The following is a 13,266-nucleotide window of genomic DNA, read 5'->3' on the forward strand; positions in this document are numbered from 1 at the left end:
CACTTAACCTGCCCGCTACTACCCGGATGCACCTGCGTGGAGTTACTAACCGGCGCCGGCCCTTGCGAATCCAGAGGCTTCTCCGTCACCCCACCCCCAATCGGCACAGCCCCAACCGTAGCCTGCGAATCCGCCGCTTGCTGAGCCGAACTAGGCGCACTAGCCGCCTGCGACGCCGTCGCCGAAACAGCCTGCGCCTGTTCCGGCTGCACGTACTGGAACACCTTCACGACGCTTTTCACACCGGGCACATTCGCCGCCACGGCCGCCCCGAGGTTCCCTTCATGCTCCGTGACGAGCCCCATCAAATAGATATTCCCGGCCTCCCCAACAACCTTGAAGTCATTGGCCGAAATCCCTTTCTCGGCGATGAGCATCGTCTTCACGCGGGTCACGAGATACGAATCATTAGCCCGATCCGAAAATTCGGTAATGGGCCCGACCTTAAGCTCATTAACGATCGCCTCGACATCCCCCACCCCACGCGCGATCTGCTCAGCCTGCTGCTTGACAGCATCGCTAGGCACCTCACCCGTGAGCAGCACCCGCCGGTTGAACACCGTCACATCAACATGCGACGTATTTCCAAGCTGGTTGGCAATCTGCGAGTAAGCCTTCACCTGAATCTCACGGTCGGCCGTTTGCGTGCCGAGGGTGCGTCGATCGGTCGCCATCAGCGCCCCGCCGCCCGCCGCGCCGGCTACCGCCAGCACACAACCCTGCAACGACGTGATCAATGCTGCCGCCGTCGCCACCGCCAGCGTGCTCCGCACAAGCGTCTTCATGACGCGATTTGCTGTCATCAACGAACTCCCCTTCGAAGTCAATCTTCCCCGAGCAACATGGCATCGATGCCGTCGCACAAGCAGTGAATGGCCAACAGGTGCACTTCATGAACGCGCGCCGCCCGCTGCGACGGCACGCAAATTTGGATATCGGTGTCGACGAGCGCTTCGCCCACCTTGCCACCGCCGCTGCCCGTCAAAGCGATCACGAACATCTCGCGCTCGTGCGCCTCGCCGATGACTTCCAGCAACGTAGCCTCATCGCCCATCGAAGCCACGACGATCAGCACATCCCCCGCATGCCCCAACGCGCGAAGCTGCTTGGCGTACACGGCATCGAACCCGCCGCCGGCGCTGAGCGCCGTCAGCACGGTGGAATCGGCCGTCAAAGCGATCGCGGGCAAGCTGGGCCGCTCGCGCTCGAAGCCCGCGGTGAGGTGCGAGGCAAGGCGCTGCGCGTCGGCCGCGCCCGCGCCGTTGCCGCACGTGAATATACGGTTGCCGTTCGCCAGCGCGCCGAACATCGTATCGATGGCCGCCGCGATCGGCATGGAAAGGGCGTCGAGCGCCTCGAGTTTCAATGCCGCGCTTTCGCGAAAATGCTGTTGAATCCGTTCGACTGACATTGTTTCCCTGCTCTACCGGCCCCGCCTATCCGCGGCCGTTTCGTCAGCGCGCAAGTTTACCGCACTCCCCATCCCCAGCCGCACGTTTCAACTGCCGTCCTCTCTAAAAGCATCGCGCAGCCAAACCAGCCGCGCCCCCTCGAATACGACGGCGTCGAACCGGCAAGGGCTCACGGCGCCCGCCCTCACCGACAAAAAGTGCCGCGCCGCAAAGAGAATACGCTGACGCTTATGCAAGCCGATACTCGCCGCCGCACCGCCATAGCGGCCACCGGCCCGCGCGCGCACTTCGACGAAAACCAGCACGCCGTCCGCGTCGCGCATGACAAGATCGATCTCCCCGCCGCGGCACGTCACGTTGCGCGCGACGAGACGCATGCGTTGCCGCCGCAAAAACGTCAACGCTTGATCTTCGAATGCGGCGCCGATCCGTTTCGACTCGCGCCGCCCGGAAAAGTTGTCGGCAGCCTCGCCACGCTGGTTAGGCCGCGTAGGGCGCGGCCCCGCCATAGCCGTCTCTTGCCGCCGCGCGTGGCACAATGACGGCCTTCCCCCGCTCGTTCGCGTCTCTCGCTTCATGTCCAACCTCCTCGATCTTGCGCAGCGACAGCAGTACCCCGCCGCCACGCTGTATGTCATTGCGACACCGATCGGCAATGCCGCCGATGTCACGCTGCGTGCGCTGCACGTGCTTGGCCTCGTCGATCGCATCGCGGCCGAGGACACACGCAATACCGGACAATTGCTCGCGCTCTACGGCATCTCCAAGCCGCTGCTAGCCGTGCACGAGCACAACGAGCGCGAAGCCGGGGCACGTATCGTCGATTGCCTGCGCGCCGGCGAACGCGTTGCCTATGTCTCCGACGCAGGCACCCCCGGCGTCTCGGACCCCGGCGCCAAGCTCGTCGATGCGGTGCGCGACGCGGGTTTCGCCGTCGTCCCGCTCCCCGGCGCAAGCGCAGTCACGACAGCCATCTCGGCAGCGGGCGATTTCGTCGGCGAGTTCTCGTTCCTCGGCTTCTTGCCGACCAAAGCCAAACAACGCGCGGCTCAGTTGCAGACGCTCGCGGCGCACCCGTTCGCGATGGTCTTCTACGAGGCGCCGCATCGCATCGTAGAAACAGTGCAAGCACTCGCCGATTCGCTCGGCGGCCATCGCCAATTGCTCATCGCTCGCGAACTGACGAAGCTACATGAGGCGATTCATCGGTGCACCTTGGCCGAAGGGCCAACATGGCTGGCGGCCGATCCGAACCGGCAACGCGGGGAATTCGTGCTCGTCGTTCAAGGCGCGCCCGCACAGGCGGAGCACGACGAGGCGGCGCACGATGCGCTGCTGTCGATGTTGCTTGAGGAGGTGTCCGTGAGCAGCGCCGCGCGGCTGGCCGCGTCGATCACGGGAGCGTCTCGCAACACGCTCTACACAAGGGCCTTGGAGCTATCTAAGCGGGAAAGCTGAGCGTCACCGGATGCCTATCTTAAAAGCTAGGCGCAACATCATGGCCCGCATTACTTAGCAGTCCTGAATATTCTCACCAATGCAAAAACGGCGCCTCGAAAGGCGCCGTCTAGGCTAGGTCCGTGCGATCCGTCGAGCTGAACCGAAAGAGATTGCTTAGTTGCCGCCATCCTTCGACGGGGTGTTGTTGCTGGCCAGCATTTCCGCCTGCTCGGCACGCGCTTCTTGCTGCGTCAGCCCTTCGATCTGCACGCGCCCCGTACCGGCGTGCTGCAGACCCAGCAGCTTGGCGGCCGCATACGACAGATCGATCACGCGGCCGCGCACATATGGCCCGCGATCGTTGATCTTCACGACGACGGCCTTATGGTTCGACATATTCGTCACGCGAACATATGACGCGAGCGGCAGCGTCTTGTGCGCGGCCGTCAGCGCGTGCATGTTGTAGCGCTCGCCGCTGGCCGTGCGGCGACCGACGAAGTGGCCGCCGTACCACGAGGCGCGACCCACCTGCTTGAAATCCGAGATATCGGGCGTGCCGTCGTCGATCGGCTTCGCGTCGGCGAGCGATTTGGACGTGTCGCCGGCGCCCGGCACCGCCGAGGCAGCACCGAACGCAACGGGCGCATTCGCCCCCTGTGCGACGGCGGGAACGCGGCTTGCGCTCCCAGTTTGGGTCGTCGGCTGCATGGCGCAACCCGTGAAGGCGCCGAAGACAAAAAGGATCCCCAGCGATCGACGAAATCGATGTTTCATATGACGTTTAGCCAATCTGTCGAGCCGCGGCAACAGCGTTTGACTGTGCATGCGGCTCGGGCGACCAAGCGCAACACGCCACGCACGCTCAAAGCGTGTGTCACGAGACGGCACTCGGCTGCGGCCATATTCGGCCGCGTACTGCCCGGTTGGTATTCACGTCTGGCGCGGCTGTCCCCTTCAGCTTGACCAGACCCCACACGCCGCCATCGAACATGGCATCCACGTTCTTGCGCGCCCAAAGGCACGAGGAACGGCGGCGTAGGCCTGCCCAGCGTGACGGCCGATGGCCGTGTCAGGCGCGCGGCGCCTGGCTGGGCAAGACGTGTGCATCGAACTTCGTCGACACGGATAAGAAGCGCGCGACACGCGCAACTTCGAACTTCAATTGACTGCGACGGCCGCGCGTAAGTTCACGCAAGGGCCAGATCGCCGGTAGAGCTGCGCGAGCATCCCTCGCGCGAAAGCTGAAGCATTATAGCAGAAAGATCGAGCAATCCCGGTCGAACGCTCCATCCCCCGATTGATTCTGTCTATGGCCGCAACAATGCGAATCACCTATCGGGCTTTCGGCCAAGCAGCGCGGGCTTCACGCGGCTGGTACCATCTTCTCTTTTGCCGTCCGGTCCCATCGCAATGAAGGTTTTCATCATCCCCGTTACGCCGTTCCAGCAGAACTGCTCGCTCATCATCTGCGAAGCAACGCAGCGTGCGGCCATCGTCGATCCCGGCGGCGATCTCGAAGCGATCGAACGCGCCGTGTCCGAGAACGGCGCCACCGTCGAAAAGATCCTGCTCACGCACGGTCACGTGGACCATTGCGCCGGCGCCAAAACGCTCGCCACCCGTTACGGGGTGCCGATCGAAGGCCCGCAGCGCGATGAGCAATTCTGGATCGATCAATTGCCGGATCAAAGCGTGCGCTTCGGTTTTCCGGCGGCGCAAGCGTTCGAGCCCGACCGCTGGCTCGTCGATGGCGACACGGTCCAATTCGGCGAGGAAACGATGGACGTCTACCACTGCCCCGGCCATACGCCGGGCCATGTCGTGTTCGTCAGCGCGCGGCATCGGATCGCGTTCGTAGGCGATGTTCTGTTCGCCGGTTCGATCGGCCGTACCGACTTCCCGCGCGGCAATCACGGCGACCTCATTCGTTCGATCCGCACGAAGCTCTGGCCGCTCGGCGACGACATCACGTTCGTGCCCGGCCACGGCCCCACATCGACATTCGGCGAAGAGCGGCGCACGAACCCCTACGTCGCGGATGGAGTCAGCGCGTGAGCTCGGAAATCTACGTCAGCACCGATATCGAGGCCGACGGCCCGATCCCCGGCCCGCATTCGATGCTCAGTTTCGCATCGGCGGCCTACACCGAGGACAAACAGTTGATCGCCACGTTCTCGGCCAACCTCGAAACGCTGCCCGGCGCCGAAGCCCATCCGGTGCAAGCGGCCTGGTGGAAGACGCAGCCCGAAGCATGGGCGGCCTGCCGCTCCGATTTGCGGCGGCCCGAGGAGGCGCTCGTCGCCTATGTCGAATGGGTCGAGGCGCTACCGGGCAAGCCGGTATTCGTCGGCATGCCGGCCGGCTTCGATTTCTCGTTCATGTTTTGGTACATGATGCGCTTCGCCGGCCGCTGCCCGTTCTCGTGGTCGGCGCTCGACATCAAGACGCTCGCCTTTGCGATGACGGGTCTGCCCTATCGCAAATGCATCAAGCCGCGCATGCCGAAGCATTGGTTCGACGATCACCCGCATACGCACGTGGCGCTCGACGACGCAATCGAGCAAGGCGCCCTTTTTTGCAACATGCTCAAGGACTTACGCGTGTTGCAACAGGCGTCGGCCGCGGTGGCCGAATCGAACGCGCGCGACGCCGAAGCGGCCGCCAAGGGATTAAGTCAAAACGACGCCGAGAGCCCGCCAAATTAGGGAAAATCCCTCGCTTTCCCGCCATTCGATTGCCTTTTGTTTCTTCCGCCACTACTATCGGACGCAGTGGCTGTCGTAAGGGAGGCGCGGATGGCGCTCGACACGTTTTCTCAAAGAATCCTGCGCCTCTTGCAGCTCGATGCGCGACGCTCGGTGCAGGAAATTTCCGACCAAGTCGGACTGTCGAGCACGCCTTGTTGGCGGCGCATCAAGGACATGGAGCAATCGGGCATCATCCAGCGCTATACGGCGCTGCTCGATCGCGAAAAACTCGGGCTCCACGTTTGCGCCCTCGCCCACATCCATTTGACCCGGCACACGGAAGGCGGCGTCGAGCAGTTCGAGCGCGAGATCTCCACCTGCCCCGAAGTGACCGAGTGCTACAGCACCACGGGCGAAGCCGATTACATCCTCAAAATCGTGGCGCCCGACATCAAAGCGTACGACGCGTTCCTGCACGACCGGATCTTCAAGATTCCGGCTGTCGCCCAAGTGCGCACGAGCGTCGTACTGCGCGAAGTGAAGTTCGACACGCAATTGCCGCTCTAAATGTAAAGGCTCGGCTCGCTCGGGCCGATTGTAGCCCCAGCGGCACCTGCCTATACGTGCCCCGGCTCGCCCACTTTCGCGGCGCCGATCTCGCGCTGAAGCGTGACGTTGCGCGCACCCAATCTCGCTTTCAATGCACTCAAATCGACGCGTTCGGCAAGCTGCGCATCCTGTTCGCGGCCGCTCAGCGGATCGGCCGCCAGGGTGATGTCGAGGTCGAGGCCGGTGCTCAAGTAATGCACATTCAATGACGAAGCGCGCAGGCCGTACTTCGCAAGCTCGGCATCGACGAGCGCGGCCACGGCGGCCCGCGCAGGCAGGCGCGTCGGGGGATGCGCGACGGCATCGTTCTCCGGATCGACGTGAATGAGCGCATCGAGCACGCGCTTGTCCGTCATGACGCGCGCACGCGCCGACTCGGCGATGTAATGCCCTTCCGAGACGGAGATCAGCGGGTCGACGAGGATATGCGCGTCGACGAGCGCGAGGTCGCCCGTCTTGCGCGTGCGCAGTTCATGCACGTCGCGCACGCCGGGCGTGGCCATCAGCAACTTGCGGATGTCCCCCGTCGCGGCTTCGTCCAGCGCCCGGTCCGAAAGGTCTTGCAGCGCATCCCAGCCGAAGACCCAACCCATGCGCGCCACGAGGAAGCCAACGATCGCGGCCGCGATCGGGTCGAGCAGACGCACGCCGAACAAGCTCCCCACGATACCGACCGCGACGACGAGCGACGAGGCGGCGTCCGATCGCGCATGCCAGGCGTTCGCGATCAGCATCGCCGATCGCACGCGTTCGGCTTGGCGCAGCATGAATCGGAACAACGCTTCTTTCGAAATCAGCACCAGCACGGCCACGACGAGCGCACTGACGTGCACGGCCGGGATGTTCTCCAAATCGGCGAGCCGAGTGCCGGCACGCCAAAGCATGCCGACGCCGACGGTCACGAGCAGTGCGCCGAGGAACAGCGAGGCCACGGTCTCATAACGGGCGTGACCGTAGTTGTGGTCGGCGTCGGGTTTCTCGGCGCTCGCCCGATTCGCGATGAGGACGATAAAGTCGGAGATGAGGTCGGCCAGCGAATGAATCCCGTCGGCGATCAAAGCCTGGGAATGCGCAAAAAACCCTATCGTGACCTGCAAGCTCATCAGGACGATATTGACGCCAACGCTCGCAAACGTGCTTTTACGGGCGACGGCTTGTTTTTCTCCGGATCGGAGTTCTGTGTGGGCGTGAGAGTGCATCGGCTACGCTGAGCAACGGAATGTTTACCGCTCGATTGTATCGCGCACGGCGCGGCGGCGCTGTGACAGCGTTGGCGATTTTTCCTTTTCAATCAGGAAGTTATGAGAACGCGACGTATTCTTGTTCGCGTCTCGTTTCCTCTCGCTGCGCCGCTTTATCGGCTCGCCGCGAGAGACATTGTCCTGGTGAACTAACCGTTTAGTTAGACGAATAAAAACCGCGTACCCCAATGGGTTACGCGGTTCTCATTTAGGCTGCTGCCGACAATAGAGCCGGCGCGCCGACTTGCTATGTCGATCGGCCTATTACTTTTGAATCAGGAACTGATCGCGATCCTGACCGGCAATCCACCGGGGCGGCTTGCCGCGGCCCGACCAGGTATTGCCGCTTACGGGATCCCGGTATTTCGGCGCAACGCCGGCACGCGGACGGCCAGCCTTCGCGTGTTTGCCGCGGCCGCCGCCGAGTTCGGCGAGCGTAATGCCGTAGTCGGCCATTTTCTGTTTGATCTCGTTCAGCACTTCAGCGTATTCACGCGCCTTCGCCTCTTCGATCTGCTTCTCCAGCTTCTCTCGTTGGGCGAGAAGTTCCTTGTAAGAAGACATATGTTCCCTTGTGGTTTCAGTAAATGGCGCCGATCTCCTGCCGGTTTAGCCACCTCAATGCTAGGTGCCTCGGATATTTCGGAAGCGAGATTAGCACAAAAGACAAGCGGACGAAAAGCCCGAAAAGACCTTTCTCTTAAAATAACTTCATTGAATTGTTTCACTCATTCGTCATCCGCCTGCCGATCTCAATTTACCCAATGCAACTGCTCATCTCATATTTCCACCGAAAAACGAACTGAACGGCCTGATAACTTTCAGATTATGAGATCGATTCCACGCGCATCGCGAAAAGTTTTCATGGAATGAAAGGATCTCGCACCGGTGCGGGTTTCCAGGCGATCGCGGTCCGAAAACTTACGGCCGTATCAGCATTTCCCCTATTACCGCATAAGGCGCGAGCTAATCGGCGTGATCCGAGATGCAGCGGGCGAGTGCCGCTTCGAGCGCCGCCAAATCCGGTTTTGCGGAATCGAACACATAGCGCCGGCGCTGTCCCTCCACTTTCAAATCGGCCCCATGGCGATCCACGCCCGCCAAACGCACGAGCGCGGGACGGCTCACGTGTCGATCGAAGTATTCGATCAGCGCGGTTTCGTCTTCATCGGTTAATGGCTCGAGCGGATCGAGCTCCTCGGCGGCGAGCCACCCCATCGCACCGAATCCCCCGATGTATCGCATGCGCTCGATTTCGAGTACGCGAAACGAAAAATCGCCGAGGGCGAGATAGCGTTCGGCGTCCGGGTGATAGCGCAAGTACCGCCGCACGAGGGGAGGTTCGAGTCCGCCCGGAACGAAGCGGCCCAGCAAGGTCAGACGCTCGCCGTTCAGCACGTCCTCGTTCGGCGGCGTATCGACCACGAGAAAACCGGCGCGGGCATCGGCTTCCAAATTACGCGAGTGCTCGGCCAAGCGGCTCACGAGCACGACCGGCCGGTGGCGCGCATCGGGCGCGAACGGCAGCGCCGTCGGATACGGGAAGCCGAGCGGCTCGCGCGCGTGAGTCGCCAGCGCGCCCGTGGCCTTACGGTGCAACAAATGCAGCGGTGCGTGTGCGGAAATGTTCATGGCTTCTTTGCTCGGTTGCGGGGGCGTGGGCCCCTCAGCGAGGTGTCAAGGCGTCCGTTAGAATCGGCGATTCCCATTCATCGTAGCGTTTGCGCGCGGAACCGGATGCCCGGATTTTCGCTCCTTCGCGCCCTTTTTTCAGTTTCGCACAACGCACCCGTGTCCCAGTCCACTTCGTCGCCCGCCCCCGCCGCGCATCGAAACCTTGCTCCGGCCGCACGCGAGCGTGCCCGCTACGCCACGATGGCCCTATTTTTCATCGCCGGGATGGCGTATGCCTCGTGGGGGGTGCATGTACCCACCGTGCGCGACAAATTCAACCTCCAACCGGCCGCGCTGTCGCTCGCGCTGTTCGTACTGACGGGCGGCTCGATCGCCGCCACCGTCGGCAATGCGAAGTGGATCGCGCGCGCCGGCACGCGCCGGGCATGTCTCGCGGGCGGCCTCGTGATGTCGGTGAGCATGGCGCTGATCTTGGTCGCGCCGACGTACGCGCTGATGCTACCCGTGCTCGCCGCGTTCGGCGCGGGGATGGCGACGATGGACGTGGCGATGAACGCGGAAGCCAGTGCGGTCGAGCAAGCGCTCGGGCGGCCCATCATGTCCTCGCTGCACGGCATGTTCAGCATCGGCGGCATGATCGGCGCCGGCATCGGCGGGGTCGCGCTGGCTCACGGCATCCCCAGCTCGCTGCATATGCTGCTGGCGGGACTCGTATGCGCGGGCGTGCTCGTCTTGGCCTGCCCCGTGGTATTGCCGCATATCGCGCACGCCGAAAGCCATCACGAGGGCTCGCGCTCGAGCCGCTGGCGCTCGCCCGTGCTGTGGGCGCTGGGCGCCGTCGCCTTGATCGCACTGATCGCCGAAGGTGCCATGTACGACTGGGCGGCGGTCTATATGCGCGACGTCGTGCGCTCGACGCCCGCCTTCGCGAGCGCGGGCTATGCGGCGTTCACCGGCGCCATGGCCGCCGGGCGCTTTGCGGGGGACGCCGTCCGGGCGCGCTTCGGTGCCGTGCACTTGGTCTTCGCGAGCGCTTCGGTGGCCTGCGCCGGCATGATCGGCGCGCTCGTGCTGCCGTTCTCGGTGACGGCGCTCGTCGGGTTCGCCATGATGGGTCTCGGCCTCGCGAACATGATGCCGGTGCTGTTCGCCGCCGCCATGCGCGTCAAAGGGATTCACGCCGCGGAAGGCCTCGCGCATGTCGCGAGCATCGCTTACGTCGGTCTGCTTTTCGGCCCGGTCCTGATCGGCGGCGTGGCGCAAGCGACGAATCTATCGGTCGGGCTCTCGGTCGTCGCGCTATGCGCGGCGCTCGTCGCCTTCATCGGGCCGCGCGTGCTCAAGCGGCTCGGCGTTTGAGCGGTCAAGCGGCCACGCCGTAATGCCATAAAACAAAACGGGCGTGTACGCAATCGCGTCCACGCCCGTCCATGCGCTTCTTATCTCGGCCGCGCAAACCGCCGAAGCAGTTTGCGCGCGTCGATCGAAAACGCTTACATCTTGACTTCGTTCAGCAGCGACTTCTTGCCATCCTTGTAGTCGTACAAGGAGATGACGCCGTGCTTCAGGTCGCCGTGCGAGTCGAATTGCGTCTCGCCGATCACACCCTTGTAGTCCGTCGACGGCATGGCCGCGAGGATCTTCGCCGGATCGGTCGAGTTCGCGCGCTTCATCGCATCGACGATGATGTAGACGGCGTCATACGTGAACGGTGCGTAGATCTGGATCGGCACACCGAAACGAGCCTTGTACTTGGCTTGGAATTCCTCGCCGGCCTTGCCCATCTTCTCGAGCGAGCGGCCCGCTTCCGAGCACACGACGTTATCGGTGGCATCGCCGGCCAATTGCGCGAGCTGGTCGGTACAGACGCCGTCACCCGCCAGGATCTTCGCCTTGATGCCGAGCTGCTTCGCTTGCTTGGCGAACGGGCCGCCCGTGGCGTCCATGCCGCCGTACATGATCGCGTCGGGGCCTTCGCCCTTGATCTTCGTCAGAATCGCGCGGAAGTCGACTGCCTTGTCGTTCGTTGCGTCGTGCGACAGCACTTGCATGCCGAGCGACTTAGCCGTCTTCTCGAATTCGTTCGCCAAGCCTTGGCCGTAAGCCGTAGCGTCGTCGACGATTGCAACCTTCTTGAGCTTCAGATCCTTAGCTGCGTAGTTTGCGAGAGCCGGGCCTTGCTGCGCATCCGTCGCCACGACGCGGAACGTCGTCTTGAAGCCTTGCAGCGTATATTGCGGGTTCGTTGCCGACGGCGAGATCTGCACGATGCCTGCATCGCTATAGATCTTCGAGGCCGGAATCGTCGTGCCGGAGTTCAAGTGGCCAACCACGGCGACGACCTTGTCGTCGACGAGCTTTTGCGCAACTTGCGTAGCCGTGCGCGGGTCAGCCGCATCGTCTTGCGCGTCCAGTTGCAGCGTGACCTTTTGGCCGCCGATCACGAGACCCTTCTTGTTGATTTCTTCGACCGCGAGGCGAGCGCCGTTTTCGTTGTCCTTGCCGAGGTGGGCGATTTGGCCCGTCAGCGGCGCAACGTGACCGATCTTGACGATTTCGTCAGCCGCGGCACCCGTTGCCATCGTCGCGAACAACATTGCAGCCGCGGTGATCGGCAACAGTTTTTGCATCTTGATATTCATGTAAGTCTCCGGTTTCGGTCCCAAAAACGACGTGATCGCCCGAATCCCCGCCTTCCCTCTTGTCTCTGTCGAAGGGGCAATTACGTCGGATGCATCGTCATGCACTTGGTGGTACACGTTAGCCGGCGAGTTCGTGACTAGCCTTGCCTCCGTGCTGCGCGCAAGTGTAGGGCAACAAATTAAAGTTGGGGATATTTTTGAGAAAGTGGGATGACTACTAATAGCGCCGACAGCAAAAAAGGCTTGCGGGAAACGGGGTTACCGCGCGGAAACCCACTGAGCATGCGGGTTTTCGAGCAGTCGATCGTGCGGCGGCGACGCAACAGTGTGCGGCTCAATTGTGAAACCGAGAAGGCTAAGCAGTTGAGCCGGATCAAAAAAACGGTTAAGAAAACATACAAACACCATTCGGTCGTTCAGTCCATCCGTGGGCGACTCGCTTTAAGGACGCCGATCCCTAGAGGCTTTATTCGGTCATGCCGATGCGTGAAACGGCGTGGACCGCGGCGCGCCATTCGGCATCGAGCGCGTCGATGAGTTCCGCGGCGCCGCCGATCACGGGCCGTCTCCGCAGCAGCGGGGCGCCCTGGCCCGACCACAGCGAGAGGTACTCGCCCCGGTCGGCCTTCGCGGCGGCTTGCCGCAGTTCTTGAGTCAGCGCGTTTTGCACCGGGTACGGCGCGACGTTGCCGGGGGCGGCCTCCAGCCGCTCCATCAGCGTGTTGCGTATGCCGCGCGCGTAGCGTCCCGTGATGGCGCGCGTCACGGCGGTGGCCGTATCGCCGCTCTCGACGAGCCGCTTGCGCCAATCCTGGGCGGTCGCGCTTTCGGCACACGTCAAGAAGACGGTGCCGAGTTGCGCGGCTTGAGCGCCGAGCGCGAGCGCGGCCGCGATCCCCCGGCCGTCCATGATGCCGCCCGCCGCCAACACGGGGATGTCGAGCGCGTCGACGAGTTGAGGCACGAGCGCCATCGTGCCGATCAGCGGATTTTTGCCGGCGTCGATGAAGGTGCCGCGGTGTCCGCCTGCCTCGGCCCCTTGCGCGCAGACGGCATCGGCACCCGCGTCGCGCCAAGCGATGCCCTCGGCGACATGCGTCGCCGTGCCGATCACGTAGCTGCCCGCCGCCTTTAGGCGCGCCACGTCGGCCGCGTCGAGCACGCCGAACGTGAAACTCGCGACGGGCACCCGCAACTCGATCAACCGGTCGAGCTGCGCGCGAAACGCCGGCGCATAGCGCTCGGGCGCGCGGCCGGGCGGCAATCCCAGCTCGGCGCGCAGCGGATCGATCGAATCGAGCGCGCGACGCACCATCGCCTCGTCGGGCTCGTCCGGCTCGAGCACGAACAGATTGACCCCGAACGGGCGCGTGCTCGCCGCTCGGATTTCAGCCACTTCCGATGCGAGCTTATCGGGCGTCATGGCGCCGGCGCCGAGGCAGCCGAGCGCGCCCGCATTGGAAGCGGCGACGACCAGCGCCGTCGTCGTTGCGCCCACCATCGGCGCCTGCACGAGCGGCAGACGCAGATCGAAGCGTTCGGCGAACGCCGTGGCATAACGGCTCGATGCTCTCGTATTCATCTGGATTCTCCCGGCTGC

The 13,266-nt window shown here is 63.3% G+C and carries 14 protein-coding genes; 5 read left to right on the forward strand and 9 right to left on the reverse strand.

Annotation, left to right across the window (positions count from 1 at the left end; translation table 11 throughout):
* The 3 genes from C0Z18_RS03640 to C0Z18_RS03650 form a co-directional block, all read right to left on the reverse strand.
* The coding region (locus C0Z18_RS03640) for a BON domain-containing protein (RefSeq protein WP_102644303.1) at positions 1 to 803 on the reverse strand (803 nt) is incomplete at its 3' end.
* Positions 804 to 823: 20 nt separating this feature from the next.
* The gene (locus tag C0Z18_RS03645; protein ID WP_102644032.1) at positions 824 to 1,411 is read right to left on the reverse strand and encodes an SIS domain-containing protein; all 588 of its coding nucleotides are present in this window, start codon (positions 1,409 to 1,411) and stop codon (positions 824 to 826) included.
* A gap of 87 nt (positions 1,412 to 1,498) precedes the next feature.
* Positions 1,499 to 1,990, reverse strand: coding sequence for a YraN family protein (locus tag C0Z18_RS03650; RefSeq protein ID WP_102644033.1), 492 nt, complete (start codon positions 1,988 to 1,990; stop codon positions 1,499 to 1,501).
* On the opposite strand from C0Z18_RS03650, the gene rsmI reads away from it, so the two are divergent.
* The gene (rsmI, locus tag C0Z18_RS03655) at positions 1,989 to 2,870 is read left to right on the forward strand and encodes a 16S rRNA (cytidine(1402)-2'-O)-methyltransferase (RefSeq protein WP_102644034.1); all 882 of its coding nucleotides are present in this window, start codon (positions 1,989 to 1,991) and stop codon (positions 2,868 to 2,870) included. The two genes, C0Z18_RS03650 and rsmI, sit on opposite strands and share 2 nt — an antisense overlap.
* A 156-nt stretch (positions 2,871 to 3,026) precedes the next feature.
* Here the strand turns inward: rsmI and C0Z18_RS03660 are convergent, their stop codons facing one another.
* Positions 3,027 to 3,626: a septal ring lytic transglycosylase RlpA family protein gene (locus C0Z18_RS03660; protein ID WP_102644035.1), complete on the reverse strand. Its 600-nt coding sequence runs from the start codon at positions 3,624 to 3,626 to the stop codon at positions 3,027 to 3,029.
* A gap of 636 nt (positions 3,627 to 4,262) precedes the next feature.
* Here C0Z18_RS03660 and C0Z18_RS03665 point away from each other — a divergent pair.
* The 3 genes from C0Z18_RS03665 to C0Z18_RS03675 all read left to right on the forward strand — a co-directional run bounded on the left by C0Z18_RS03665 (position 4,263) and on the right by C0Z18_RS03675 (position 6,106).
* Positions 4,263 to 4,907 carry an MBL fold metallo-hydrolase gene (locus C0Z18_RS03665; RefSeq protein ID WP_102644036.1) on the forward strand — a complete coding sequence of 215 codons (645 nt, stop codon included), beginning with the start codon at positions 4,263 to 4,265 and terminating at the stop codon, positions 4,905 to 4,907.
* Positions 4,904 to 5,557, forward strand: coding sequence for a 3'-5' exonuclease family protein (locus C0Z18_RS03670; protein ID WP_102644037.1), 654 nt, complete (start codon positions 4,904 to 4,906; stop codon positions 5,555 to 5,557). The genes C0Z18_RS03665 and C0Z18_RS03670 overlap by 4 nt, the downstream gene beginning before the upstream one ends.
* A gap of 90 nt (positions 5,558 to 5,647) precedes the next feature.
* Complete coding sequence (locus C0Z18_RS03675; protein ID WP_102644038.1) at positions 5,648 to 6,106, forward strand: Lrp/AsnC family transcriptional regulator; 459 nt, start codon at positions 5,648 to 5,650, stop codon at positions 6,104 to 6,106.
* Between the two features lie 50 nt (positions 6,107 to 6,156).
* Here the strand turns inward: C0Z18_RS03675 and C0Z18_RS03680 are convergent, their stop codons facing one another.
* The 3 genes from C0Z18_RS03680 to C0Z18_RS03690 all read right to left on the reverse strand — a co-directional run bounded on the left by C0Z18_RS03680 (position 6,157) and on the right by C0Z18_RS03690 (position 9,021).
* Complete coding sequence (locus C0Z18_RS03680) at positions 6,157 to 7,347, reverse strand: cation diffusion facilitator family transporter (protein ID WP_102644039.1); 1,191 nt, start codon at positions 7,345 to 7,347, stop codon at positions 6,157 to 6,159.
* Between the two features lie 306 nt (positions 7,348 to 7,653).
* Positions 7,654 to 7,953: an H-NS histone family protein gene (locus tag C0Z18_RS03685; protein ID WP_102644040.1), complete on the reverse strand. Its 300-nt coding sequence runs from the start codon at positions 7,951 to 7,953 to the stop codon at positions 7,654 to 7,656.
* Between the two features lie 402 nt (positions 7,954 to 8,355).
* Complete coding sequence (locus C0Z18_RS03690) at positions 8,356 to 9,021, reverse strand: HugZ family pyridoxamine 5'-phosphate oxidase (RefSeq protein ID WP_102644041.1); 666 nt, start codon at positions 9,019 to 9,021, stop codon at positions 8,356 to 8,358.
* A 243-nt stretch (positions 9,022 to 9,264) separates the two neighbouring features.
* Here C0Z18_RS03690 and C0Z18_RS03695 point away from each other — a divergent pair, with 243 nt between their 5' ends.
* Complete coding sequence (locus tag C0Z18_RS03695) at positions 9,265 to 10,383, forward strand: MFS transporter (RefSeq protein ID WP_408646960.1); 1,119 nt, start codon at positions 9,265 to 9,267, stop codon at positions 10,381 to 10,383.
* A 134-nt stretch (positions 10,384 to 10,517) separates the two neighbouring features.
* Here C0Z18_RS03695 and C0Z18_RS03700 read toward each other — a convergent pair whose 3' ends face one another.
* Complete coding sequence (locus C0Z18_RS03700) at positions 10,518 to 11,666, reverse strand: branched-chain amino acid ABC transporter substrate-binding protein (protein ID WP_102644043.1); 1,149 nt, start codon at positions 11,664 to 11,666, stop codon at positions 10,518 to 10,520.
* Between the two features lie 466 nt (positions 11,667 to 12,132).
* Positions 12,133 to 13,248 (reverse strand): NAD(P)H-dependent flavin oxidoreductase, encoded by a 1,116-nt coding sequence (locus tag C0Z18_RS03705; RefSeq protein WP_102644044.1) that lies wholly within the window; start codon positions 13,246 to 13,248, stop codon positions 12,133 to 12,135.
* Between the last annotated feature and the right edge of the window lie 18 nt (positions 13,249 to 13,266).

This window comes from Trinickia dabaoshanensis (assembly GCF_002879885.1).
GTDB lineage: Bacteria > Pseudomonadota > Gammaproteobacteria > Burkholderiales > Burkholderiaceae > Trinickia > Trinickia dabaoshanensis.

What these genes read in the sequence shown, in the direction of transcription:
- C0Z18_RS03645 (WP_102644032.1), bottom strand. Translation starts at nt 1,411, where the DNA reads ATGTCAGTCGAACGGATTCAACAGCATTTTCGCGAAAGCGCGGCATTG.
- rsmI (WP_102644034.1), top strand. Translation starts at nt 1,989, where the DNA reads ATGTCCAACCTCCTCGATCTTGCGCAGCGACAGCAGTACCCCGCCGCC.
- C0Z18_RS03650 (WP_102644033.1), bottom strand. Translation starts at nt 1,990, where the DNA reads ATGAAGCGAGAGACGCGAACGAGCGGGGGAAGGCCGTCATTGTGCCAC.
- C0Z18_RS03660 (WP_102644035.1), bottom strand. Translation starts at nt 3,626, where the DNA reads ATGAAACATCGATTTCGTCGATCGCTGGGGATCCTTTTTGTCTTCGGC.
- C0Z18_RS03665 (WP_102644036.1), top strand. Translation starts at nt 4,263, where the DNA reads ATGAAGGTTTTCATCATCCCCGTTACGCCGTTCCAGCAGAACTGCTCG.
- C0Z18_RS03675 (WP_102644038.1), top strand. Translation starts at nt 5,648, where the DNA reads ATGGCGCTCGACACGTTTTCTCAAAGAATCCTGCGCCTCTTGCAGCTC.
- C0Z18_RS03680 (WP_102644039.1), bottom strand. Translation starts at nt 7,347, where the DNA reads ATGCACTCTCACGCCCACACAGAACTCCGATCCGGAGAAAAACAAGCC.
- C0Z18_RS03685 (WP_102644040.1), bottom strand. Translation starts at nt 7,953, where the DNA reads ATGTCTTCTTACAAGGAACTTCTCGCCCAACGAGAGAAGCTGGAGAAG.
- C0Z18_RS03690 (WP_102644041.1), bottom strand. Translation starts at nt 9,021, where the DNA reads ATGAACATTTCCGCACACGCACCGCTGCATTTGTTGCACCGTAAGGCC.
- C0Z18_RS03695 (WP_408646960.1), top strand. Translation starts at nt 9,265, where the DNA reads ATGGCCCTATTTTTCATCGCCGGGATGGCGTATGCCTCGTGGGGGGTG.
- C0Z18_RS03700 (WP_102644043.1), bottom strand. Translation starts at nt 11,666, where the DNA reads ATGAATATCAAGATGCAAAAACTGTTGCCGATCACCGCGGCTGCAATG.
- C0Z18_RS03705 (WP_102644044.1), bottom strand. Translation starts at nt 13,248, where the DNA reads ATGAATACGAGAGCATCGAGCCGTTATGCCACGGCGTTCGCCGAACGC.